Annotated in this window: 22 protein-coding genes; 7 read left to right on the top strand and 15 right to left on the bottom strand. The window is 71.5% G+C overall.

Annotated elements, in window-relative coordinates:
* Positions 1–121: 121 nt before the first annotated feature.
* The 7 genes from HUW46_RS07640 to HUW46_RS07610 form a co-directional block, all read right to left on the bottom strand.
* A complete protein-coding gene (locus HUW46_RS07640; RefSeq protein WP_215546617.1) occupies positions 122–1,201 on the bottom strand; it encodes a dihydrofolate reductase family protein in 1,080 nt (359 codons plus the stop codon).
* Positions 1,202–1,229: 28 nt separating this feature from the next.
* The gene (locus HUW46_RS07635; protein WP_215546616.1) at positions 1,230–1,595 is read right to left on the bottom strand and encodes a hypothetical protein; all 366 of its coding nucleotides are present in this window, start codon (positions 1,593–1,595) and stop codon (positions 1,230–1,232) included.
* A 28-nt stretch (positions 1,596–1,623) separates the two neighbouring features.
* Positions 1,624–2,898 carry a WXG100 family type VII secretion target gene (locus HUW46_RS07630; RefSeq protein ID WP_331477224.1) on the bottom strand — a complete coding sequence of 425 codons (1,275 nt, stop codon included), beginning with the start codon at positions 2,896–2,898 and terminating at the stop codon, positions 1,624–1,626.
* Positions 2,899–2,968: 70 nt separating this feature from the next.
* Entirely contained in the window at positions 2,969–3,343 is a 375-nt protein-coding gene (locus tag HUW46_RS07625) for a hypothetical protein (RefSeq protein WP_215546615.1), read from the bottom strand.
* A 97-nt stretch (positions 3,344–3,440) separates the two neighbouring features.
* Positions 3,441–3,743 carry a WXG100 family type VII secretion target gene (locus HUW46_RS07620; RefSeq protein ID WP_215546614.1) on the bottom strand — a complete coding sequence of 101 codons (303 nt, stop codon included), beginning with the start codon at positions 3,741–3,743 and terminating at the stop codon, positions 3,441–3,443.
* Positions 3,744–3,773: 30 nt separating this feature from the next.
* Complete coding sequence (locus tag HUW46_RS07615; RefSeq protein WP_254125914.1) at positions 3,774–4,130, bottom strand: WXG100 family type VII secretion target; 357 nt, start codon at positions 4,128–4,130, stop codon at positions 3,774–3,776.
* A 242-nt stretch (positions 4,131–4,372) separates the two neighbouring features.
* Positions 4,373–5,083 carry a S1 family peptidase gene (locus HUW46_RS07610; RefSeq protein ID WP_215546613.1) on the bottom strand — a complete coding sequence of 237 codons (711 nt, stop codon included), beginning with the start codon at positions 5,081–5,083 and terminating at the stop codon, positions 4,373–4,375.
* Between the two features lie 310 nt (positions 5,084–5,393).
* Between HUW46_RS07610 and HUW46_RS07605 the strand changes: the two genes are divergently transcribed.
* A complete protein-coding gene (locus HUW46_RS07605) occupies positions 5,394–6,227 on the top strand; it encodes a hypothetical protein (RefSeq protein WP_215546612.1) in 834 nt (277 codons plus the stop codon).
* 283 nt (positions 6,228–6,510) lie between these two features.
* Here the strand turns inward: HUW46_RS07605 and HUW46_RS07600 are convergent, their stop codons facing one another.
* Positions 6,511–6,954 (bottom strand): PPOX class F420-dependent oxidoreductase, encoded by a 444-nt coding sequence (locus tag HUW46_RS07600; RefSeq protein ID WP_215546611.1) that lies wholly within the window; start codon positions 6,952–6,954, stop codon positions 6,511–6,513.
* 41 nt (positions 6,955–6,995) lie between these two features.
* Positions 6,996–10,931: a type VII secretion protein EccCa gene (gene eccCa, locus HUW46_RS07595; protein WP_215546610.1), complete on the bottom strand. Its 3,936-nt coding sequence runs from the start codon at positions 10,929–10,931 to the stop codon at positions 6,996–6,998.
* Between the two features lie 154 nt (positions 10,932–11,085).
* Here eccCa and HUW46_RS07590 point away from each other — a divergent pair, with 154 nt between their 5' ends.
* Genes HUW46_RS07590 through eccD form a run of 4 tightly spaced genes read left to right on the top strand, consistent with a single transcriptional unit; the run spans position 11,086 to position 14,495 of the window.
* Positions 11,086–11,850 carry a WXG100 family type VII secretion target gene (locus tag HUW46_RS07590; protein WP_215546609.1) on the top strand — a complete coding sequence of 255 codons (765 nt, stop codon included), beginning with the start codon at positions 11,086–11,088 and terminating at the stop codon, positions 11,848–11,850.
* A 22-nt stretch (positions 11,851–11,872) separates the two neighbouring features.
* Positions 11,873–12,793, top strand: a complete 921-nt coding sequence (locus tag HUW46_RS07585) for a WXG100 family type VII secretion target (RefSeq protein ID WP_215546608.1) — start codon at positions 11,873–11,875, stop codon at positions 12,791–12,793.
* Positions 12,794–12,825: 32 nt separating this feature from the next.
* The gene (locus HUW46_RS07580; RefSeq protein ID WP_215546607.1) at positions 12,826–13,140 is read left to right on the top strand and encodes a YbaB/EbfC family nucleoid-associated protein; all 315 of its coding nucleotides are present in this window, start codon (positions 12,826–12,828) and stop codon (positions 13,138–13,140) included.
* A complete protein-coding gene (gene eccD, locus HUW46_RS07575; protein ID WP_254125912.1) occupies positions 13,137–14,495 on the top strand; it encodes a type VII secretion integral membrane protein EccD in 1,359 nt (452 codons plus the stop codon). The genes HUW46_RS07580 and eccD overlap by 4 nt, the downstream gene beginning before the upstream one ends.
* Before the next feature lie 193 nt (positions 14,496–14,688).
* Here the strand turns inward: eccD and HUW46_RS07570 are convergent, their stop codons facing one another.
* The 5 genes from HUW46_RS07570 to HUW46_RS07550 form a co-directional block, all read right to left on the bottom strand.
* The gene (locus tag HUW46_RS07570) at positions 14,689–15,702 is read right to left on the bottom strand and encodes an SAM-dependent methyltransferase (RefSeq protein WP_215546606.1); all 1,014 of its coding nucleotides are present in this window, start codon (positions 15,700–15,702) and stop codon (positions 14,689–14,691) included.
* A gap of 120 nt (positions 15,703–15,822) precedes the next feature.
* Complete coding sequence (locus tag HUW46_RS07565; protein WP_215546605.1) at positions 15,823–17,952, bottom strand: S9 family peptidase; 2,130 nt, start codon at positions 17,950–17,952, stop codon at positions 15,823–15,825.
* Between the two features lie 101 nt (positions 17,953–18,053).
* Positions 18,054–18,890, bottom strand: a complete 837-nt coding sequence (locus tag HUW46_RS07560) for a DUF4097 family beta strand repeat-containing protein (protein ID WP_215546604.1) — start codon at positions 18,888–18,890, stop codon at positions 18,054–18,056.
* A gap of 157 nt (positions 18,891–19,047) precedes the next feature.
* Positions 19,048–19,560: a hypothetical protein gene (locus tag HUW46_RS07555; protein WP_215546603.1), complete on the bottom strand. Its 513-nt coding sequence runs from the start codon at positions 19,558–19,560 to the stop codon at positions 19,048–19,050.
* Positions 19,561–19,743: 183 nt separating this feature from the next.
* Complete coding sequence (locus HUW46_RS07550) at positions 19,744–20,703, bottom strand: type VII secretion protein EccE (protein ID WP_254125910.1); 960 nt, start codon at positions 20,701–20,703, stop codon at positions 19,744–19,746.
* A 100-nt stretch (positions 20,704–20,803) separates the two neighbouring features.
* Here HUW46_RS07550 and eccB point away from each other — a divergent pair, with 100 nt between their 5' ends.
* Positions 20,804–22,228 (top strand): type VII secretion protein EccB, encoded by a 1,425-nt coding sequence (eccB, locus tag HUW46_RS07545; RefSeq protein ID WP_254126585.1) that lies wholly within the window; start codon positions 20,804–20,806, stop codon positions 22,226–22,228.
* Between the two features lie 10 nt (positions 22,229–22,238).
* Positions 22,239–22,886, top strand: a complete 648-nt coding sequence (locus tag HUW46_RS07540) for a LuxR C-terminal-related transcriptional regulator (protein WP_215546602.1) — start codon at positions 22,239–22,241, stop codon at positions 22,884–22,886.
* On the opposite strand, the gene HUW46_RS07535 is transcribed toward HUW46_RS07540, so the two are convergent.
* Positions 22,881–23,675 carry a carbon-nitrogen hydrolase family protein gene (locus HUW46_RS07535; protein ID WP_215546601.1) on the bottom strand — a complete coding sequence of 265 codons (795 nt, stop codon included), beginning with the start codon at positions 23,673–23,675 and terminating at the stop codon, positions 22,881–22,883. The genes HUW46_RS07540 and HUW46_RS07535 overlap by 6 nt on opposite strands.
* Position 23,676: the final 1 nt, after the last annotated feature.

The raw sequence follows: 23,676 nt of genomic DNA, 5'->3' as shown, positions 1-23,676 counted from the left end.
GTCAAAAGAGCGCACATTTTCCTTCGGTAAAGAAGGGTCACTATTTCACATCTCGAACGGTGTGGAGTGCCCCTTTCGGCACAAAATGCTGTCTATTCGATCAAGGGGCTTGCGGAGCGGCTCAGCGCAGATGGGCGTTCGTGCGCTGGACGAACGGGGCCAGCGCCGGGATTTCCACGACCTCCGCGCCCGCGGCGGCGAGCAGCTCCGCACCCGTGCCTTCCACGAAGATCGACGGTTCGCGCCAGGCGAAGACGACGCGGGGGATGCCCGCGCGCAGGATGTGGTCGGTACAGGTCAGCGGCCGCGACGCGCGCTCGCCGCACGGTTCGAGCGAGCTGTAGATGGTGGCGTGCGCGAGCCTCGGGTCACGCGGGTCGACCTTCGCGAGCGCCGCTTCTTCGGCGTGGTCCTTCGGGTCGGTCTCGCCGGAGAACCCGGTCGCGAGCACGTGGTCGTCGGCGTCGGCGAGCACCGCCCCGACCCGGAAGGTCGCCGACGGCGGGCAGTTCTCGGCGAGGTCGATCGCCTGCCGGAGCCGGACGAGATCGCGTTCTTCGTGCTCGGCGAGCAGGTAGCGCATCAGCACGACGTCACCGAGCGCGCTGGTTTCCACCAGCCGTGCCCTGGTGGTGGGGAACCGCCCCGGGCGCACGAAGCGGGGCGCGGACTCGTCGCCGACGAACACCGGCGCCACCGCGAGGTGCAGCTCGTCGGCGAGGCCACCGGTGAGGAACTGGGTGTGCACCGAGCCGCCGCCCTCGACCAGCAGCCGCCCGACGCCCCGTTTCGCGAGATCGGCGAGGACCCCGGGCAGTTCCAGTCCTTTCACCACTGTCGCGTTGAGACCATCGACGGACGCGGATTCGCTTGTGTAGACCAGTTTTTCGCCGTCGCCAGCGGTGAAGAACGCCGCCGACGGATCGAGGCGGCCGCTCGTCGTCAGTGCGACCTTGATCGGGTTCTCCGCGAGCCCTCGTGCCGTGCGCGAGCTTCGCCGCTCGGGGGAGCGCACCAGCAGCTTCGGGTCGTCCGCGTGGATCGTGCCCGCGCCGACCAGGATCGCGTCGACCCCGGCGCGCACCTCGTCGACCCGGTCGAAGTCCTCCTCGTTCGACAGCAGGAGCCGTCGTTCGCTCGCGTCGTCGAGGAACCCGTCGAGCGACACGGCGGCGGAAAGCACGACATACGGACGGTCCACGCGGCCGAGTCTGCCACGTCCGCGCGGATCAGGCCGCCACGCACCGGGTGGAGCCGAGGATGGCGACGCCGTCGCCCTCGGCGGCCACGTGCACGTTCAGGTTCGCCCCGTCCTTGCTGAACTGGACGACCAGCCGCCGCCCGCCGCTGCGGTCGGTCGGCTGCCAGCCCGCGCGCGCCAGCTTCGGCAGGATCACGCCCGACAGGCACTGCCGTGGGCTGCTGGGCCACTCCAGCCGGACGCCGTACTGCCAGCAGCGCAGGCGTCCCGGCGCGGTGGGATCGCAGTCGAGGTCGCCGTCGACGGTGACCTGGATGCCGCCGCCGGTGCCGAACTGCGCGGCCAGGTCGTCGACCAGCACGTGCAGGTCCTCGGCGAGCCGGTCCAGATCCATGTTCCCCGCCCCTCCCGGACGCCGTCGGCTACCGGTGGTCCGGCTCGGTCCCGATCACCGGTGGTGCCACGGCGGACGATTCGCCCCACACGTCCTCGGTCTCCACGAGCCACGGCGGGATCCGCCGCCCGGAGCCGAGCTCGCCCGCCCCCATGCCCATCGGCATGAACGGCATCATCGGCATGGCCGATTTGGCGGCCGCCGCCCCGGCGGCGCCCGCCGCGCCCCCGGCGAGCCCGCTCAACGCGCCGCCCGCGCCGGTGGACCCGGACAGCCCGGTGTGCGCGGCGGGCACGGTGCCGTCGAGCCCGGCGCCGCCGCCGATCGCGCCGCCGTCGAGACCGCCCAGCCCGCCGACACCACCGGAACCGCTTGCGGCGTCCGGGATCCCGCCACCGGCGCCGCCGGTCACCGCGGTGTCCACAGTGTCCTTGTCCTTGCGCTCTTCCGGCTTCTTGCCAGCCCAGCCGGGGACCTTCGGCATGATCGAGCCGAACCGGCCGAACGCGGCGGCGGACGCGGCCGCGAGACCGGCGGTGAACATGTCCCCGAACAACGGGCTGGCGGGTTTCGTGCCGCCCGGTGCCGCGCCACCTGGTGCGGTACCGCCGTCGGCCGGGGCCAGCGGGTGGTCGCCGGGGACGACCGCGGTGCCACCGCCGGGGATCTCGCCGGTGCCGTGCCCGGCGCCGGGGGAGCCGCCGGGGCGAGGCGCGCCGGGCACTTCGGCGGCGTCCGGGGCGGCCGGGATGGCTTGTTCGGTGGCGGTGTACCCGGTCGCGAGCGTCGTCATCACGGCGACCGCCTTGTCGTGCGCGGCGTTCGCCGTCGCCGCCGCCTGCTGCTGCGACCGCACCGCGCTGATCGCGGTGGCGCGCTGCCGTGCGGCCGCCATGACCACTTCTTGGGACGCGTCGGCTGGCAGCAGCGGGGGAGTGGCGGCGAGCGAGATGTCCGAAGGGGACACCGCGGGCACGTCGACCGGCGGCGGCATCTCCGCCTTCGCCTTGTCGAGGTCGTCGGCGGCGTCTTCGAGCAGGTCCCGCATCGCGGACGCGGTGTGCGCGACCTTCCTGATGCCGCCGGCCAGGTCCGTGATCATCGTGCGGTACTTGTCGGCGGCGCCGCCGCGCCAGCCGTCTTCGAACCCGTGCAGTTCGTCGGTGAGGCCGCCCGCCTGGTCGTGGAGCCCGGTCGCGGTGGCCTGCCACCGCTGGGCCGCGGTGCGCGCGGTGGCGGCGTCGCCGGCCTGCAGCATCGCGTAGAGCTGCTGGTGGCTGTACGCGGCGAAGTTCGTGCTCACAACGCCTCCTGTGTCTTGCGGGACACCCGCACCCGGTCGGCCGTCGTGAACGGGGCTTCGCCAGTGTCGTTCACGAGACCTCCTGCACGTCGCCGACCAGTGCCCCGATCCCGCCGAGCAACCCGGCGTCCTGCCCCGATCGGTGCAGATCGCCCGCGACGACCTGGTCGGCCTGCGCGTAGCCGTCCGCGACGGTCGTGGTGACCTCGCGCGCGAACGTGATCGCGCCCTTCACCTGCTCCAGGAGGCCCTGCATCTCGGCGACGGCGGCCTGGTGGGCCCGCGCGAGCGAGGACGCTTCGCCGAACTCCCCGAACAGCGGCGCGCGTTCGCCGAGGTCGCCGAGCCGTTCGCCCGGTTTCGCCATGCCTTCGAGCTGGGTTTCCAGCTCCCGCACGAAGTCGTCGAGCGACTGGAGATGGACGTAGTAGGACTGGTCGTACATCGTCGCTGGCTCCTGGTGGGTGCGGAGGGGGATGAGCCGGTCGGCCGGTGCGGGTTGGGGGGAGGGCCCGCACCGGCCGGCCGACACCTGGCCGCGGTCAGACCGCGAAGTACCCGGTGTTCTTGTTCTCCAGTGAGTGCTGCAGATCGTGCGCTTCGCCGACCTTGCCGCCGAACTGCGCGATGATCGTGACGATGTCGGCGGTCGCCTGGCGCAGCCTGGTTTCCGCCGACTCCGCCGCCGCGCCCGCGGAACTGCCCGAGGCGTACCAGGTCGCCTTGATCGGCTGGAGGTTCGCCTGCAGCTGTTCGAGCTGCGTGGTGAGGGTCTTGGCCTTGGCGGCCAGTGAGGCGGAGCTGTGCTGCAGCGCGGCGAAGTTGACTTCCACGACGTCGGCCATGCGATGTCCTTTCCTGGCTTGGCTGAAGGGTCAGTGCGCGCCGGACAGGCGGCCGAGCACCGAGCCCCCGGCGTCGGAGGCGAGGTTCGAGACCTGCCGCAGCTGGTGCGACACGTCGGCGTCACCGCTGCCGTAGTTGTGGAAGCTCTGGTTGACCAGGCCCGACATCGTGTCGAGTTCCCTGACCGCGGCGGCCATCTTCTCCTGGAGCGCGCGCTGCAGGTCCCAGAACGCGACGGCCTGGTCGCCCTTGTAGGTGCGCAGGGTCTCGGTCAGCTCGGTTTCCAAGCTGGCCATGGTGGTCTTGGCGTCCGACGCGGTTTCCTCGAACCCCTGGACCGCGCGCGTCATCGCCGCGGCGTCACTCTGGTAGCCGGCACTGCTCACGGGCCACCTCCTCTCGACTCGTTCGACTCGTTCGACTCGCGGAAGATCGTGGCGGGCGCCGGTGATCCCGGCGCCCGATGTCTCGCGGTGAATGTCACGCTAGAAAGTCCTCGTGCGTGGTCAAACGGCACAAAGACCCGGTTCCCTGGCGGCACTATTACCCACGCCTGTGCCCTTGCGCACCAAAGCGCCCGCCCCGCCGGGTGCGGCGGGACGGGCGCTTCGAGGTTCTTGCCGGGAGATCAGACTCCGGCGGTCTCCTTGATCCAGCTCCTGCTGTTCTCGATGCTGGCGTAGTTCTGCGTGCCGTGCGGGTCCGAGCCCGAGTTCTCCCCGGTCGAGCAGACGCCGACCTGCGCGCCGTTGGCGAGCTGCGGGCCACCGGAGTCGCCGTGCCACGAGGCTCCCGTGACGCCCTTGCTCGCGATCGCCTTGCCACCGAAGGCATCCGTGCTGCTGCCGGTGACCTCGACGTCCGCGGTCTTGAGGCTGCTCGCGGGCGGGCTGCTGCCCTCGGTGCGGCCCCAGCCGAAGATCTGGTTCTTGTCGCCGGTCTTCGGGTCGCCGTCGGCGAGCTTCATGTAGGTGGCTTCGACCTTCGTCGACAGGTGCAGCAGCGCGATGTCCCCGTTCGGCGACTTCTTCTGCTGGTCGACCTTGGCGTCCTTGCCCTGCCCGAGCTTCACGTCGCCGACCTTGACGTGGATGCCGGGGTCGTTGAGGCAGTGCTGCGCGGTCAGTACCCATTCCGGCGCGATGATCGTGCCGGAGCACTCGAACCCGCCGTTGTCCTTGACGTCGTCCCAGAACACCTGCGCGCCCCACGGGGCGGAGTCGGCGTTGCCGCCGCCGATGATGTACGGGTCGACGTCCTGCGCGTTCGCGACGCCCGACGACGCGATGCTCAGCGCCGCGGCGACCCCCGCCAGCAGTGCTGCCCTCGTCTTTCGCATGGAGAAACCTTCCGCACGACTTCCGGGTGGAGAATCTCGCTCCGGTTGGAGCGGACAACCGTGAATTTATTTCGTCGAGATATCCGCCGGTACCTACCGAAGTCGGTTAATGGTTTTCGCCTGCGCGCTGGGCCGCGTGAGTGACGCGGCGCGCGTGTTTTGTCCGGCTCCGCCCTGGTGTCCCGACCTGGGAACACCCTGGGTGATCCGGCTCTCGGTAACACCGTCCCTTTCGGACACGATGATCGTCGCGGGCGCCACCGCTGGTCGAAGCGGCGGGCCCGCCATTCATGGGGAGAACGAAGCAGAAATGAACACCGAAGAAACGACCACCCACGGTGACGAATCGAGTCGGCCCGCCCGGGGTTCCGGCCGGAAGTGGCTCGTGGGCGGGATCGGCTTGGTCGTCGTGGCCGCCGCCGTCGCGGGGGTGCTGATCGCGGTGAACAACGGTGGCGGTGACGGTGGCGGCACCGCGGCCGCCGACGGGCCCCCGCGCTTCGGCTTCGACGGTTTCGGGAAGCTGAAGCCGGGGATGAGCAAGGACGAGGCGGTCGCCACCGGCGAACTCGGCCCGTCCCCGGTCTCGGTCGTGACCGGCTGCGAGGACTACTCCTTCGCGGGCGGCCCGCTGCCCGACCCGGCCGAGATCGCGAAGGACGCCGAGCTCGAAAAGTCCTATCAGGACGCTCGGGCCAAGTCGGACGCGCTGAACAAGGCGGCGGACGCGGGGCCGGGGAAGAACGCGGGAGCCAAGCAGTTCGCGGAATCGGCGCAGCGGTACGCCGATTCGGCGGCGGCGATCGCCGAGGTCACCAAGATCAGCGAGCAGCAGTCGAACCGGTCCGCGGCGCGGATCGAACGCTCCAACGCCGCTGGCGGGGTGTCGTTCGGTGGCGGCGTGCTGCGGCTGCTCAGCGCGCCGCCGGGGATCACCACGCCGGAGGGTATCGGCCGCGAGTCCACTGTGGACCAGCTGCTGGCCGCGTACCAGCCGAAGGGCCTGAAGCTCGAATCCGAGGGCCGCTACGAAATGGCGGTGCCCGGTCACCCCGGCTGGGTCGCCGATTTCGACACCAAGGCGGGCAAGGTGACGAACTTCCTCGTGCGCAGCACCGAAATCCGCTGCAAACAGCCCAAGTAGCAGGCCGTTTCGGACGTGCCTCCGGCAAGCCTCATGCCCCGAAGGTGACTTTCGGGGCGGTAGATGCCCTGAGGTCCCTTTCGGGGCATCCGCCGCCACTTTCTCTGCCCTCGCGGGCGCGCGGGCGAGGCTTGTCATGCCCCCAAGGTGGCCTTCACGGCGCTAGACGCCGCGCATCCACCCCTCGCGCACTCGACTCCCGCGAGGCCCATGCCCCGAAAGTGACCTTCGGGGCGCTCAATTCCCCGAAAGTCACCTTCGGGGCACCGCCGGAGTGCAGTGGTCAGTCCGGGACGGGGAGTTCACCCGGTGCGAGGCCGTAAACCCGGGTCGGGTTCAGGCGGATGATCAGGCGCTGTTCGTCGACCATGCGCCGGAAGTAGCGGTCCTCGTCGACCGGTTGCGGGTCGAACGAGCCGAACCGGGCGAGCATCTCCCGGCCCGTCTCGTCGCCGGGCGCTTCGCTCACCGGGGACAGCTCGGCCATGCCGTCGAGCACCGCGTAGGCGAGCCCGTTCTCGCCTGCCACGTGCGCGACCACGCGCGGATCGCGCCGGAGGTTGCGTGCCTTCGCGCGGTCCGCCGTGGTCGGCACGTGCAGCACTCCGCCGTCCCACTGGTAGACCACAGTGGACAGTTGCGGAGTGCCGTCGCGGCGGAGGGTGGCCAGTGTCGCGAACGTGCGCGTGCCGACCAGGTCCAGCAGCGCTTCTTCTCTCGTGCTCATGCGGTCCATCCTTCCAGCGCGGGGCCGGGCGATGCCACAGTTCAGGAATCGAGTGGCTTGGTCCACCCGACCTGGACGAGGCCGGTGCCGTGGCGCCTGCTGACCAGCGTGCCGCGGCCGGGTGGCAGCGGGCTCGCCTTGACGTCGCCGAGCAGTGCGCCCTCGTCCTTCGCGCCGGACATGACCAGGCCGGGCGTGCCCAGTTCCCTGACCCGTTGCAGCACGGGCTCGAACAGGGCGCGCCCGGCGCCGCCGCTGCCGCGCGCGAGGACGAGGTGCAGGCCGATGTCCCTGGCCTGCGGGAGGAATTCGAGCAGCGGCAGCAGCGGGTTCCTGCCGACGGTCGCGACGAGTTCGTAGTCGTCGACGAGGACGAACAGCTCGGGGCCGGTCCACCACGACCGGTTTCGCAGCTGCTCGGCGGTCACGTCGGGGCCGGGCAGCCGCAGCCGCATCGCCTGCTCGCATTCCGCGATGAGCCCGCTCAGCACGTTTTCCGAGCCCGCGTACCCGAGCAGGTGCCTGCCGGTGACCGCGTCGAGCAGGCCGCGCCGGTAGTCGGCGACGATGACCGCCGCGTCGTCGTCGGAGTAGGCGGTCGTGATCCCGCGCGCGATCGCCCGCAGCAGCGCGCTCTTCCCGGATTCGACGTCGCCGAACGCGAGGAAGTGCGGATCGGCCGCGAAGTCGAGGTGCACCGGTCGCAGGTCCGCCTCGGCGACACCGAGCACGATCTTCCTCCCCGGCCCCGGTGGCAGCGCGTCGAGCGGGATCTCCGCGGGGAGCAGGCGTACCTGCGGTGCCCGTTTCCCTTGCCACGCCGAGGAAATCCGCTGCACGAGATCCGCGCCGCCGGTGCCGATGGTGTCCGCGCGCTGGTCGCCGTCGATGCGGGGGAGTGCCCCGAGGAAGTGCAGCTTGTCGGCGGTGAGCCCGCGTCCCGGCGCGTTCGCGGGCACGTTCTGGGCCGTCCTGCGGTCGACGAGCGAGTCCGCGGGATCGCCGAGCCGCAGCTCGAACCGGGTGCCGATGGCGTCGCGCAACGGGGCCCGCGCGCCCATCGGCTGGTTGAGCGTGATCACCACGTGCACGCCGAACCCGAGCCCCCGCTGAGCCAGCGCGGTGATCCGCTCTTCGAGCTGCTCGTACTCCTGCCGGACCGTCGTCCAGTTGTCGACGAGCAGGAAGACGTCGCCGAATTCGCGGCCTTCGGTGCTCTCGGTGAACTCCGCGCGCCGCTGCCGGAAGGCGGCCATCGACTCGATCCCGTTGGCGGAGAAGAACTCCTCGCGCTGTTCGAGCAGGGTGGTCAGCTCCGCCACGACGCGGCGGCAGCGTTGCGCGTCGCGGCGGGTGGCGTACCCGGCGACGTGCGGGAGCCCGGCGATCGGCGCGAGCGCGCCGCCGCCGAGGTCGAGCACGAACAGCTGCACCTCCTCCGGGGTGTGCGTGACCGCGAGCATCGCGGCTAGGGAGCGCAGCAGCGTGCTCTTGCCGCTCTGCGGCGCGCCGACGACCAGCGCGTGCCCGCCCGCGCCGGAGAAGTCCGCCCACAGCAGGTCGCGCCGCTGCTCGAACGGCTTGTCCACCAGCGCCACCGGGATCACGAGCCTGCCGTTGCCACCCCAGCCGACCGGGCACAGGCCGCGCGCGGGAGCCACGCCGAGCGGCGGCAGGAGCTGGTCCAGCGTGGGCGGGACGTCCAGCGGCGGCAACCAGATCTGGTGCGCGGCCCGGCCGCGGCCTGCCAGCCTCGCCAGCATCGCGCCCATGATCGTCTCACTCGTACTGTCCGAATCAGACTGTTCACTATGGACGGTGGGAGTCGCGGGAAGGTCGACGGGGTCGAGCGAGAACGGCAGCACGCCGTGGTCGGGTGTGCCGCCCGGATCCTCTTCGTGGCGCGGCGGAAGCGCACCGGAGACGTAGGCGGCCTTGAGCCGGGTCAGCGTGTCCGTATCGGACTTCAGGTACGCCGAGCCGGGTACCGGCGGGAGCTGGTAAGCGTCCGCGACGCCCAGCACCGTGCGGCTTTCCGCGGCGGAGAAGGTGCGAAGGCCGACCCGGTAGGACAGGTGCGAGTCGAGCCCGCGCAGGCGGCCCTCCTCCAGCCGCTGCGAGGCGAGCAGCAGGTGGATCCCGAGGCTGCGGCCGAGCCGCCCGATGGTGACGAACAGGTCGATGAACTCGGGCCGCGACGAGAGCAGCTCGCTGAACTCGTCGATGATCACCAGCAGCGACGGCAGCGGTTCCAGGTCCGCCCCCGCTTCGCGGGCTCGTTCGTAGTCGCGCGCGGAAGCGTGGTTTCCCGCCGCCCGCAGCAGTTCCTGGCGGCGGAGCAGCTCGCCGTTGATCGCGTCGGCCATCCGGTCGACGAGCGCGAGGTCGTCGGAGAGGTTGGTGATCACCGCGCAGGTGTGCGGCAGCCCGGTCATCCCGGCGAACGTGGCGCCGCCCTTGAAGTCGATCAGCGCGAGGTTGAGCTTTTCCGAAGAATGCGTCACCGCGAGCCCGGTGACGAGCGTGCGCAGCAGTTCGCTCTTGCCGGACCCGGTCGCGCCGACGACGAGCCCGTGCGGGCCCATCCCGCCCTCGGCCGATTCCTTGAGGTCGAGCGCGACGGGACGGCCCTGCGGGTCGACGCCGATCGGAATGCGCAGGCGGTCCCTCGGCGCGCGGGGCGCCCAGGTCACCGCGGTGTCGATGTCGCGGGGGTCGCCGAGCCCGAGCAGCCCGGACAGGCCGAACGTCGCGGCCATCGGGGATTCCCCGACGACCGGGGTGACGTGGTGCAGCGGCGTCAGCGTGCGCGCCATAGCCTCCGCAGCCCCGGTGTCGAGCGCGTCCGGGGCGCCGAGGAACGCCAGGCGCTGCTCGGCGCCTTCGCCGACGAGCATGCCCATCCGGTCGTTCGCCACGTGCAGGCACAGCGCGTGCTCACCGGGCTCGCGGGCCTCGTCGTCGAGGACGAGCACGGTGACGCCGTGGCGGTCCGCCAGCCGGGGTTCGCCGTCGATGCGCCCGCCGTCCACGACCACGACGACGTGCGGGTGGTCGAACCCCGCGCCCGCCGCGCGGGTGAACGCGGGACGGTCGCCGAGATCCGGGCCGAGCAGCTCGGCGAGCGTCGTGGCTTCGGCCGCGGCGAGCCTGCGCGGACCGGTCGCGTCCGTCGCCGTGGTCGCGGTGGCGTGCGGCAGCCACTTCGCCCAGTCCCATTCCGCGCGGCGGTGGTCCGGGACGCACAGCGCGATGCGCAGATCGGCGGGGGAGTGGAAGGTGGCGAGCTGGGCCAGCAGCGCACGCGCCAGGCCGAGCGCGCGCGGGCGGGCACCGGAGAGCGCGACGGTGGCGAAGGCGCGCAGCGAAACGGCGACCGGCAGTTCGGGGACCGCGGAATAGGTGCGGATGAAGTGGCGGAGGTTCGTCGAGGACACCGGGTCGAGGTCCTCCAGCGGCACCGTCTGCGGTGCCTTGAGCGGGGTGATCAGCCGCTGCGGCCCGGTGCCGACGCGGACCTGGCCGAACTGCGGGTCCGCGCGGCGGCGGTCCCACAGCCTCGGGGTGCCCGCGTAGGCCCACAGATCGGCCGGATCCGGTTGCAGCGAAACCATCGTCGCGCGCTGGCGGTCGGCGATCTCGCGGACCTGCCCGCGCAGCCCGGCGAGGTAGCGCTGGTAGTCGCGGCGTTCCTCGTTGATCTGCGCCTTCTTCGCCGCGCCGCCGCGGGACAGCGACATCACCACCATGCCGATCATCGCGGTGAGGAACAGCGCGCCGAAGACCCAGGTCATCGCGCCGCCGTCGCGTCCTATGTAGACGAACGACATGGCGCCCATGCCGAGCATCATCGGCAGGAACAGCATCAGCTGCATCAGCCCGCCGGACGAGCCCTTCGGCAGCATCGGCGGGGACTGCAGCACGATCTCGTCCTGCTGCTCGCCGAACAGCGGGAGCCGGTCGCGGGAGACGGTCATCGAGGGGCGTCCAAGCGGGGGTGCGGGCAAGTGGTCCGTGTCGTTCATTCTGGCGACCCCGCCGCGGGGCGCGGTGGGTACTTTTGCCGTCCGTCGGCCGTTCGGCCCGCTCCTAGTGTGGTTCTCGCCCCGAGTGCACAGAGAGGAGGCGCCCATGGCCGACGGCGGTGAATACCGTGCCGAGCCCGAGGCCATGCGCGCCAGTGCCGGCAACGTCGGCGGCATCATCACCCACACCGTCAGCGCGGTCGCCGATCTCGAGCGGATGGTCCTCGCGCCGTCGTCGTTCGCGGCGTTCGGCTCCGCGGTGGCCGCGGCGAACGGCGCGCTGCAAAGCGGCCAGGTGACCGCGCTGCGGTCGTTGCTCGGCGTGCTCCAGCAGGTGAACGACCTGGTCCGGCGCAGCGCCGACGACTACCAGTCGGCGGACGAGGCGGTGGCAGGCGGGTACGGCGGGCGTGGGGGGACCACCGCGCCGTCAGCGATCTGGGGCGCGCCGCACGCGCCGGAACTCCTCGCGCACGCGATGCGGGACAGCGGCGCGGGCGAGCCGGGCTCCGTGGCGAACATCCTGCGCTACCTCGGCGAAGCGGGCCTCGGCCAGCTCGGCGAGCATCCGTTGAGCGACAGCAGGTTCGGCGGCGTCGCCGATTTCAACGACTGGCTTTCCGGCGACGCGGGCAACCAGGCCAGGATCGGGATGATCGAGGTCTATTCGGGGACCGCCCGCGATTTCGGCGACGTCCCCGGCGGGGTGGCCGGCGGCGACATGGTCGTCGTCGAGCCGTCCGGCGGCGCGGATCCGGTGATCGGCATCGCGGGCCCCGCCGGCCGCCTGTTCAACCACGGCAGGGTCGACGCCGCCCTGTCCGGGCCGGTGACCCTCAGCGTGTACCGGCCCGCGCTCGCCCGAGTATGACGAGAAGAGAAGAGGCGGAGAAATGCTCAGCTTCCCGAATTCCAGCGCGATGGACGCCACCGCGTCCTCGGGCGGGCCGATCACGATCCTGCCCGAGATCGTCACCGGTTCCCCGGAACAGATCGCGAAGCACGTCGGCGAGCTGCTGAAGAAGGCGACCGAATTCACGAATCTGATGACGGAGTTCACGAAAGCCGCCGAACAGCTGGAAAAAGCGTGGTCCGGTGCGGCTTCGGAATCGGCGTTGAAGAAGATCTCCGATTCGATCGCGGCGCTGACGAAGATCATCGGGGTGGTGGAAAAGGGCGCCGAACTGCTCGGCGTTTCCGGCACGCTGGTGCGGACCGCGCAGGAGGCGTACCGATCGGTCGTCGGCGCGGTGAACCCGACCGTGGCGTCGCTGATGTCGAACCCCTGGACCTATGGCGCCGCGGTGGCGCTTTCGACCGCGACGAGCGCGTCGCTGCGCGGGTTCGTCGAAGCGGTCGGCGCGCTGCTCAAGGCGCTGGGCGTGGTCGACCTGGCGAACCAGATCTCCCAGCTGGCCACCATTATCGGCGAGATCGACAAACTGCTCGGCGGCGGCGACAAGAGCGGAGGCGCGACGGCGCCCGGTGCCGCGGCCGTCGGTGGCACGCCGGTGGCCGCGCCGCAGGCCCCGGCGCCGGTGGCGAGCGCTTCCGGGCAGCACGCTTTCACCGACTACGTGCCGCCGGCGCTGGCCACCTCGTCGCCGAACGGACAGCGGCCCGACAGCTGGATCCCGGTGAACCCCGCCGACGGCGACGTGGTCGTCCGCACCCAGCGCGGTGACTTCTCCACGGTGGTCGAGGTGCCGTCCGGAAAGGACGCCGACATCGACCTTCAGTTCACTGTGGACGGTGAGCGGTTCGAACAGCACATCGACGTCGACGCGGACGGTTCCGTCTCGATGGACCGTTGACCACCCCGATCCGTCCACTGAGGAGGAACCCCGTGAACACCGAGCCCGATCTGGAGGAGCTGCTCGCGCAGGTGCGCGAGCAGACCGAGCAGGTGCACCGGATCCAGCGCAGCGTCGAAGCGATGGAGGTCAAGGGGCATTCGCGCGGGAACGAGGTCACCGCGACCCTGCGCGGCGACGGCCGGTTCACCGGGATCGACATCGATCCCGGCGCCGCGCGCCGCTACGACGCCCGCAACCTCGGTGAGATCGTGCTGGAGGCGGTGAACAACGGGCTGGCGAAGCTGGCCGAGGCGAGCCGGTCGAAGTTCGCGCCGGTGCTCGACCAGTCCGGTCCGGGCGAGTGACGGCCGCCCGCCGCGTCACCGTGGTGACCCCGCTGGCGAGAATGGACGTCGCGCTGCCACCGCGGAGCACGCTCGCGGAACTGGTGCCGCAGCTCGTGCGGCTCGCCGATGCCGAAGGGCAGGCGAATCCGGAGCACCCCGGCTGGGTGCTGTCCCGGCTCGGCGGCGCACCGCTCGCGGCGGGGCTCACCGTGGCCGACGCCGCGGTCCGCGACGGCGAAGTCCTCTGCCTGAACCCCCGGGAGCGGCCGCGCACGCCGTTGCTGTTCGACGACGTGGTGGATTCGATCGCGAGCGTCGCCGGTTCTTCCTCGCGGTCGTGGGGTCCCGAGGCGGCGCGGCGGGCCGGGCTGGTCGCCGCCGCCGTGCTGCTCGTCGGTTCCGCGGTCCTGCTGCAGGCTTCGACGGCGGGCACCGCGCTCGCGCCGGTCGCGTGCGGAGTGCTCGCGGTGGTGCTGCTCCTCGGCGGTGGCGCGCTGAGCCGCGCCTACGGTGACGCGGAGGCGGGTGTCGCCGTCTCGGTCGCCGGATTCGCGCCCGCGTTGCTGGCCGGGATGTCCGCGCTGCCAGCGCATCCGCCGTTCTCGCTCGCCGCGGGGCCGCTGGGGTGCGGCCTCGCCGCGGTCACCGCGTACGGCGTGCTCGCGGCCGTTTCGGTGGCCGATCGGGTGCCGTGGTTCGTCGCGGTCACCGCCGCCGCCGCGCTCGGCGCCGTCACCACGGCCGTCGTGCTGCTGGCTGGCTCGGTCGCGGAGCCCGCCGCGGCGGTGCTGGCGGTCGTCGTCACCGCGCTGACCGCCGCCGCGCCGATGCTGGCGCTGCGCCTCGGCAAGCTCCCGCTGCCCCGCGTACCGGACGACATCGACGCCTTCCGTGCCGACGAGCGCCCGTCGCTCGGCGCGGACATGGTCGGTCAGACCGCGTACGCGCGACGGCTGCTCGGCGGCCTGCTCGTCGCCGCGGGTCTGGTCCTCCTCGGCTGTGCTCCCGTGCTGGTACGGGGATCGGGCTGGGACGCCGGTCTGCTCGCCCTGCTCGGTGTCGCGTGGACGCTGCGGTCACGGTCCTATTCGGACACTTCCCATCGGGTGCTGCTGCTCGTGCCGGGTTTCGCCGCACTGGGCTTCGCCGCCGTGTGGCTGGTGCTCGACGGCGACCGGGCGTTGGTGCTACCGGCGGGCTTCGTCGTCGCGGTGGCCGCCGCGATCTGCGTCGCGTACGCGGGCCGCGTCGCGCGTGGCCACCGCTCCCCGTACTGGGCCCGGGTACTGGACATCGCCGAATTCCTCGCGCTCGTGTCACTCGTCCCGATGGCGGCGATGATCACCGGCGTCTACGAAGCCGTGCGCGGCTAGCCTCCTGAGCCGCGTTCACGCCCCGAAAGTGACCTTCAGGGCGCTCAGGTCCCCGAAAGCCACTTTCCGGGCATGCGGGTCGCGGTGATTGTGCGAGATGGTCCCCCGAAGGCCACCTTCGGGGACTCGGGGCCGCCCCGACCTCTAGAGGAGCATCTTTCGGGGCAAGGGAATCACTCGCGGACGGCATGCGTCAGGAGACCGGTTTTCGCGCCAGGACGAGCTTTCCCACCGGGCTGTCGAGGATCCGCGCGTCCTCGAACCCGGCGGCGGCCGCTTCGGTGACGAGGGCGTCGGCGGAGAGTCCGAACGCGAGGTTCTGCTGCCGGTAGAAGAGTTGATCGAGCCGGGTGCCGGTGGTGGGTTCGTCGCGGGGGAACAGTTCCTGCATCAGCAGCAGGCCGTCGGGACGCAGCGCGCGGAAGATCGCGGCGAGCACTTCGGCGCGCGTATCGGCGGGGAAGAACGCCTGCGCCCAGTAGGAAACGGTGAAGGCGCCTTCGTCGGTCAGGGTTCGCGCATCGGCGGTCCGGATCTCCACGCGGGAGGCGACACCGGCTTCCCGCGCACGGCGGCGGCTTTCGGCGGCCGTCTCGGCGACGATTTCGACACCGACGGCGCGGAGTTCGTCGAACAGGGTCGCGGTGGTCAGCAGCGCGCCGCCGACGCCGCTGCCGACGTCGAGCAGCGGGCCGCCGCGGGCGAGCCGATCCCGGTATTCCGGCAGTGCCTGGTACAGCAGTCCGTACAGCTCGCGCGCCCCGGTGCTCGCCCGCACTCCCCAGTCGCGGGCGAGCACCAGTGCCCGCGCGCCGTCGAGGCGGCCCGGCTTCGCGACCCGGCCCGCCTGGCCGCGCGCGAGGTCCAGCGCGTCGAGCACGGTGCGGATGTCGACGCCGGAGGCACCGGCGACCAGTGCGTCGAAGGCGGGGCACAGCCGGAACGAGGTCTCCCCGGCACGCACCACCCCCGCCGAAACGAGTACCGCCAGCACGTCCGAGACCTGGCCGACCGGGACACCGGCATCCGACGCCAGGTCCTCCGCGGTGATCTCGTCCCGCAACCGCGCGAGCCATCCCGCGTCGTGGGCGGCGCGGACGACTTCGACGAGTTCCGCACCTTCGGCCCAGCGCTTCATCGTGGCCCGCGCGGACAGGGCGGCCTGAAGCCGATCGAGACCGTCCTCGTGCGCACCGTTCCCGGTCATAGCCCCACTTTCCGCGTTCCGATGGCCGCTGTCCGGCCCGTGCACGAACCTAACGCGGTCGTGCACGGGCCGGGTGGCCGTTCGCGGTCCCGTGTCCTCGCGGCCACCGAACTGTGTACGTCAGGACCCGAACATCTCGGCGATGAGTTCGAGGTCCAGTTCGGCTGGCGTGAGCCGGAAGCCCGCCGGGGGTTCGAGGTCCATCAGGTTGCGGACGAGGAAGTCCCACTTGCGGCGCTCGAGGTAGTGCTGGTACCCGAAGAACAGGTGCTCCGCGCCGGGGACGATCAGCAGGTCGAAGTCCTTGTCGGCGTCGACGAGGGCGTCGACGAGGCGCATCGTGTGCTCGGGGTGGACGTTGTCGTCCATCCCGCCGTGGATCAGCATCAGCTTGCCGCGCAACCGGTCTGCGATGTCCACATTGGACGCGGCGGCCCACGCGGCGGGGTTGGGGCCGTCGTAGGCCTCCGCCCAGCCGAGGTGGTAGTAGCGGTTGTCATGGTTGCCGCAGATGGCGACGCCGACGTGGTAGAAGTCGCCGAACTCGCACAGCCCGCGCACGGTGGCGAACCCGCCGCCCGACAGGCCGTACACGCCGACCCGGTCGAGGTCCATCCACGGCCGCGTTTCCGCGAGCTGCTCGATCGCCGCGACGTGGTCGGCGAGCCCGCCCGCGTCGGCGAGGTGCCCGTAGGACAGGTCGTGGAACGCCTTGCCGCGCCCCGCCGTTCCGCGGCCCTCCACGAGCACCACGACGAACCCGAGCGCCGCCGACGCTTCGGAATCGCACCCGAACCAGCTCTGGTCGAAGGCCGGACTGATGGTGTTCATCTGCACCGACGGGTAGGGTCGGTTGAGCACCGGGTACCACTTTTCCGGGTCGAAGCCGTGCGGCAGGTACAGCAGGCCGTAGACGTCGGTGACCCCGTCGGCCGCCTTCGTGCGGAAGCGCTCCGGCGGCCGCCAGCCCGTCTCGAGCAGCGCCGAGATGTCCGTGCGCTCCAGTTCCACGAGCACCCGCCCGTCCCAGCCGCGTACCGTGATCACCGGCGGAGTGTCCGTTGTGGACGCCGAGTCGATGAAGTAGGAACCGTTGTCCGGTACCGAAACCACGTGGTCGAACTCGTCGTCGGTGATCTTCGCGAACCCGGTGCCGTCGAGCCCGGCGCGGCACACCGTCCTGCGGTAGGGATCCTCGGCGATCAGCCCCGCGGCGACGAAGTAGACGACGCGCGCGGCCTCGTCGACGTGCAGGATCTCCTGCACCGGCCACTCGCCGGAGGTGACCTGGTCGAGCAGTTCGCCGGAGGCGGCGTCGTAGCGGTAGAGGTGGCCCCACCCGTCGCGCTGGGAGTACCAGAGCACTTCGGCGCCGCCGCCGATGATCCGGACGATCGGCTTGCCCGCCATCGCCTGCGTCGGCTCGACCCTGGTGGGGCCGGTTTCTTCGATCAGCGTCGTCACTTCTCCGGTGGCGGGGTCGAGCCGGTGCAGGCGCAGCGTCCGCATGTCGCGCGTGCCGCGGAGGTAGTAGACCGCCGAACCGTCCTCGGCCCACCACGCCTGCCTGCTGTTCACCGGGGAGAACACCGGCATGCCGACCGGTTCCGCGTCGGCGCGCACCACCTCGCCCGTGCGCACGTCGAGCACGGCGAGTTCGGCGTGCGGGTACTTCTCGTCGCCGGGGAAGGCGTAGCGCTGGGTGCGCGCCTTCGGCGCACCGCCCTCCGGCGGCATCGCGTCCACCAGCGTGGTTTCGCGCACCCCGCGCTGGTCGGTGCGGTGCGTCAGCACCCGCGTCGAGTCCGGAGACCAGGCCACCGCGGGCGGCAGCTCGGCGACACCAAAGCGGCGCAACAACGTCGACGGGGTCATCGCGGCCGGGGCGGTCCCGTATTCGTAGTCCGGTTCGCCGTCGGTGGTCAGCGGTTTCTTGGTGCCGTCGTCGAGCGAATGGAGCCAGACGTCGTGGCCGTCGCGGTACACCGCGTGGCGCTTGTCGGGGGACAGTACCGACCCGAAACCGAGTTCGGGGCCGGGCTCGGGGGCGTAACCCGGTTCGCGGGTGCCCGCCGCCGGGTCGACCAGCACGGTCTCCGCCTCGCCCGGACCGTCCACTTTGTACCAGAACCGCGCGCCGCCGTCGAGCCAGTTCGGTTTGACCTTCAGGCCCCGTACGAGCTTGGACCGGTTGTGGAAAAGCAGTTTCTCCGCAGTCCGGTAAGCGCTTACATCGATCGAATTCCCCATGGTGTTCCCCTTTTCTTCACCTGGTTTCGCCCGGGATTTCCCGGGCATGGTCGAGCTGCCGCGCCTTGTGCTCGAAAGGCGCGGAAAGGAGGTTGTCGCTCTCAGGCTCGGCGGACCACGATGTCGCCGTACCAAGTCCTTGCCCTGACCTCGACGGCTTCCTCGGTCTGCGACGGCGCTTCGGAGTTGTCCAGTGCGCTCTGCACGGAGCCGTACCAGGTGCGCACGTCCAGCCAGGCCGCGGTGCCGTCGGCGATCCCGATTTCCACGTTGCCGCTTTGCGTTTCCAGCACCATCGTGCCGCGTACGGCACGCTCGACGCGGACCGTGCCGTACGCGGTCTTCGCGATCACGGAGCCCCGCGGCCGTTCGGTCGCGAGGTCCCCGTTCGCGGAACTCAGCTTGAGGTCTCCCGCGATGTCGCCGATCCAGCAGGAGCCGTTGATGTTCCTGATCAGGCCGTCCCCGGTGACCTCGCCGATCTGCAGTTCGCCGGAACCGGTGAGGTCGGCGTCACCGTCCACTTTGGTCACGGTCAGCGCGCCGTGGGTCGTCTTCGCCTTCAGTGAACCGGTTTCGCCGAGCCGGATGTCGCCTGCCGACGTCGTGAACACGCAATCGCCGAGCCTGCCGTCGGCGATGAAGTCGCCCATGCTCGTCGTGCCCTGCACGTGCGAGCCGGTCGGCAGTTCGATCGTCACCGCCATCACGCCGGTGCGCGAAAAGTAGGTACCGCGCTTCGAGGTCTTGACCCGGAGCTTGCCGCCGACGAAGTCGACTGTGGTCCGCTCGGCCTCCTTGCGGTCGATGTCCTTGCTCGCGTCGCGGGGGCGGACTTCGACGACCGTGTCGACGCGGTCGCTCGCGATGATTTCGACATCGCACGCCACGAGCTCGAGGGTGACCGAGATCGGTTCCGGGGTGTCGAAAGTGGGCATGGTGGTGCGCTCCTGACGGGCCTTGGTCGTCGAGTGGCGGAAGGGAAGGGCTAGTTCGTGTTTCAAAGCGGCGGAGCCGCTTGATTTGGGCAGTCAGCTCGCACCGGCGTCAGGTTCTCCTACCCGCGCCGCTACGCAAACCACTTCAAAACACCTCCTAGCGGACCCAGCCGGTGTAGCGCTGCGAGCCCCACGAGTCGGTCCTGCCGGTGCGGCGCGGGGCCTGGCGCGCGTCGAGGGTCGCGGACACCGCGCGGGTCAGCCAGGCGTTCACCGAAAGACCCTCGCCGGTCGCCGCCTCCTCGACCCGGACCTTGAGGTGGTCGGGGAGGCGGAAGTTGATCCGCGAGGTCGCGGCCTCGTCGGAGACCGGGGGCGCGGGCTGCGGTTCCGGCTCGGCGTCCGCGTCGTCGAAGGGCGTCTCCTTCGGTGGCATCTTCACCACGAAGTCGGGGTCGAGGCCGCGCAGGCGCACGTCCACGGAACCGGGCGCGAGATCGCGGGTGATCTCGTCCGCCGCCGCGGACAGCGCGTTGAGGAGAGTGAGCCGAACGGCCGACTCGAGCGGTGCCGTGAGACGCTCAGCGAGCGTTCGCGCCTCCTCGCCGGCAGCCTCGGCGGCCACCGCGAGTTCGTGGCGGAGGTTGTCGACATACTGCGCCAGGTTCATGGCACTACTATGGCACCACGATGGCGCCACTGCAACCCCATTTTGGTGCCATGATGGATTCTCGCAGCTCAGTGCCCCTTTTCACCCTTGCGGCGTGCGAGCGAAGGCCCCGGAGGACATGCCCTGAAGGTGGCCTTCACGGCATTGAGTGCCGCGAAGGCCACCTTCAGGGGACAGCAGCCGTCAGGGGAGGGCCAGTGGGAGCGAGCGGCGGACGTGGGCGCCGTGCCTGCCGTGCAGGGGCCGGGTACTGAACGGCAGCGCGGCGTCCGTGCCGCCGATCCTGATCGTGGTGGTGATCCGCTCGTGGCCGCTCGGGTCGCGGTCGACGACGAGCGAGGTGGCGGTGAAGGCGGCGCCGTCGGCGTAACCGTCCAGGACGTGCGGGGAGTCCGGGCGTCCGAGCGGCGCGTGGCAGGTCTGCGTGACGGCGCCCGCCCGCCAGGCGCGCCAGCCGTCGGCGATGTCCTCGTCGTTCGCGCCGAGTGCCGCCCGGAGGTCTTCTTCGAGTTCGGCCGCGTCCAGGACAGCGCTTTCCCAGCCCGATTCCGCCAGCCTGCCAACGATTCCGAGCGCGGCGCTCACGGTGGCGCGGAGGGCGCCGAGTTCTCCGCCGCCCCTCGCCGTGGCGGCGAGCGGCTCCGCCTCGGGCCGGTACCGCACCGCGAGCCAACGCACCCTGAGCGGCGCGCCGTCGTCGGGAGTGGGCACTGTCCACACGAGAACCTGCGCGCTCGCGAGCGGGATATCGGTGCGGCGGAACGCTTCGAGGACGCTGTCGCGGAGCGCGACGGGGCTCGCCGCCGCGGTACCGGCGAGCCGGATCACGCAGCTCCACCCGTCACCGGTCCGCGCGACGCCGAACCGGTTTCCCGCCCGGTCGACGTGTTCGCGGATCTCGATGTTCGCGGTGGGCGGGGCACCCCGGAAACGGAAGCGGTAGCCGAGCCACGCCGCCGCCCAGCCCGCGAAGTGCGTGCCGCCGATCCTGACCGACGTCGTGAGCACGGCGAGCGCGGCGACCGAAGACACCGCGATCCGCGGCACCTCGCCGAAACCGGACACCGCGAGCACCGCGACGGCGGCGAGTTCCCACACCACGATCTGGCGCACCCGCACCGGAAACAGCCACGCGGCGGTCACCGCCCACCTCCTCTGGTCAGGAGGCGTCCACGCTAGCGGCGGGATTTCCGCGCTCTGCCGGAAAAATTGCCCACACCGGCGGGTGCCGCGGGTGCCTACGATGATCCTCCGCGAGTTGATCGAGGGAGACACGGGCGGGGTGTGGACCCAGCGAGACCAGATCCAGGCGTACCAGTTCCTGCGCCGCCGCTTGGTTTCCGCGCTCGTCGCCGCGGACGCCAACCACCCGGTGTCGCCGAGCAGGCGCCTCGTGCTCGGCACCGCGGCCGGGCTCGCGGTGGCCGTGCTGGTGACCGCGGTGTGCGGGGTGCTCGGCCTGCTGAGCCCCGGCGGCGGCAAGGACTGGCTCTCCGGCGGGCACGTGATCGTCGAGGAGGGCACGGGCGCGCGGTTCGTGCTGGGCCAGGACGGCGTGCTGCACCCGGTGCTCAACTACTCGTCCGCGCGCCTGCTCGCCGGTGCCGCGCCGAACGCCGACGTGACCGTGCCCGCGAAGAAGCTCGCGACCGCGGCCCGTGGCGCCGGGATCGGGATCGTCGGCGCGCCGGATTCGCTGCCAGCCCCGGAACGGCTGGTCACCACCGCCTGGACGAACTGCTCGCGCACCAGCCGCGACGCGCCGTCGTCGGCGGATCCCACGTCGTCGGTGCTGCTCGTCGCGGGTGATTCGGGTCGCGTGCTCGGGCCGCGCGAAGGCCTTCTCGTGCGCCTGCCGGACGGTTCGCGGTACCTGATCAGCGCGGGCCACCGGTTCCGCCTCACCGACGAGGCGCTCGTGGCGCTGCACTACGACCAGCGCATGCCGATCGCGGTGTCGCCGCGCTGGCTCGGCACCGTGCCCGCGGGGCGGGACCTCGCCTTCCTCGAAGCCGACGGCGCCGGCGAGCGGGGGCCGTCGGTCGGCGGGAAGGCGACGAAGACCGGGCAGGTGCTGCGCGTCGGCGAGGACGGCTACTACCTCGTCCGTGCCGACGGGCTCGAAGCGATCACCGAAACCCAGGCGGCGCTGGTCCCCGGCGGCCCCGAGCCCGCGGACGTCGCCGCCGTCGCGCGTGCGCCGAAGCACGCCGGGAAGCAGACGGCCGGGGGAGAGGACGCCGCCGGGTACCCGGGGCGGATCCCGGTCCCGGTCACGGTCACCGGGACGTCGGTTACCGTGTGCGCCCGCGACGGCGACGCGCGGGTGACGATCTCGGACCGGCTGCCGTTGCCGGGCGGAGCGCGTCCGATCGCGACGATGGCGAAGCAGGACGGGCGGGTCGCCGACGAGGTGTCCGTGCCGCCGTCCGGCGGCGCGGTGGTCGCGGAGCAGACAGCACCCGGTGTCGATTCGGGAACGACGTACCTGGTGACCGATACCGGGGTGAAGTATCCCGTGGTGAGCCGGGAAGCACTGGCCGCGCTGGGCTACGGTGCGGTGCCGAGGCAGCCGGTGGCGGCGGGGACCCTCGCCGCGCTGCCGAGCGGGCCCGCGCTCGATCCCGCGGCCGCCGCGGTACCGGTGACCGGGGCTGGTTCGGGGTGAGGGGGATGTGATGGGGACGCCGGAAAACATCAAGGTGGCCGTGATCGAGGACCACCCGCTCTACCGCGCCGCGGTCGCGCGCGTGCTGGAGGAGGCGCCGGATGTCGAACTGGGCGCGGTCGCCGACTCGGTCGCCAGGTTCGCGGTGTGCCGCCAGCCCGCGGGCAGCGTCGTGGTGCTGGACCTCAAGCTGCGCGGGGTCGCCGACGCGGCCGCTGTGCTCGAGGTCGTCGGCATGGGGCACCGCGTCCTCGTGGTGTCCGCGCACGCGGGACAGACCGAGGTGCTCGGCGCGATCTCGGCGGGCGCGCGCGGTTATCTGTCGAAGGACGCCGACGGCGACGAGATCCTGCGCGCCATCAGGGAGATCGCGGCGGGCAATTCGTACGTCTCGCCGACGCTGGCCTCGTTCGTGCTGAACTCGTCGCGGGAACGGAACGCGGGCCCGAAGCTCGTGCTGTCCGAACGCGAACGGCAGGTGCTCTCGCTGGTCGCCGCGGGCGAACGGGACCAGGACATCGCCGAGCTGATGTCGATCAGCGTGCGGACCGTGCGCTCCTACCTGGACCGGATCAGGGACAAGACCGGGCGCCGCCGCCGTCCCGAGCTGACGCGGCTCGCGATCGAAGAGGGCATCGCCTACGAGCAGGGGTCATAACCGCCGGTTCGCCAGCGCCCCGGTGGCGCCGCGCGCCTTCTCCGGCAGCTCGGGGTCGATTTCGACGACGGTCACGCCCGGTTCCGCGCCGAGCTGCGCGTGCACGCGGCCGAACCCGTCCGCGACCAGGGAATGCCCGATCCCGGTCGGCGCCTTCGGGTTGACCGAGATGCCCGTCGCGGCCGGGTCGGCCTGCCCGCAGCCGACGATCCAGCACCCCGAGTCGAGGCCCCGCGCGCGCACGAGCACCTGCCACTGCTCGATCTTGCCCTCGCCGGCGCCCCACGAGGTCGGCACCAGTACGGCGGCCGCGCCCGCGTCCGCGAGTCCGCGGAACAGCTCGGGGAACCGCAGGTCGTAGCAGGTCGCGAGGCCGAGCACGATGCCGTCGACGGCCACCGTGACCGGGGCGTCACCGGGTGCGACGGTGTCGGACTCGCGGAAGCCGAAGGCGTCGTAAAGGTGGATCTTGTCGTAGCCGAGGTGCTCGCCGCGCCCGGTCACCAGCAGCGTGTTCTTCACCCTGCCGTCGTCGGCCGGGGTGAACATCCCGGCGACGACCAGCACGTCGTGCTCGGCGGCGACCTTCGCGACCTCGGTCGCCCACGGCCCGTCGAGCGGCTGCGCGAGCGGCGCCAGCGGCACCCCGAACCTGGCCATGGTCGCCTCGGGGAACACCACTACCTCCGCGCCGGCGCCGGCCGCTTCGGCCACGCCGTCGCGGACCAGCACCAGGTTCTTGGCGGGATCTTCGCTCGAGGTCAGCTGGCAGAGTCCGATGCGCACCACG

Origin of the sequence: Amycolatopsis sp. CA-230715 (assembly GCF_018736145.1) — a bacterium.
In the GTDB taxonomy this organism is placed as follows: Bacteria; Actinomycetota; Actinomycetes; order Mycobacteriales; family Pseudonocardiaceae; genus Amycolatopsis.
This window is presented reverse-complemented; position numbering and strand designations above follow the sequence as displayed.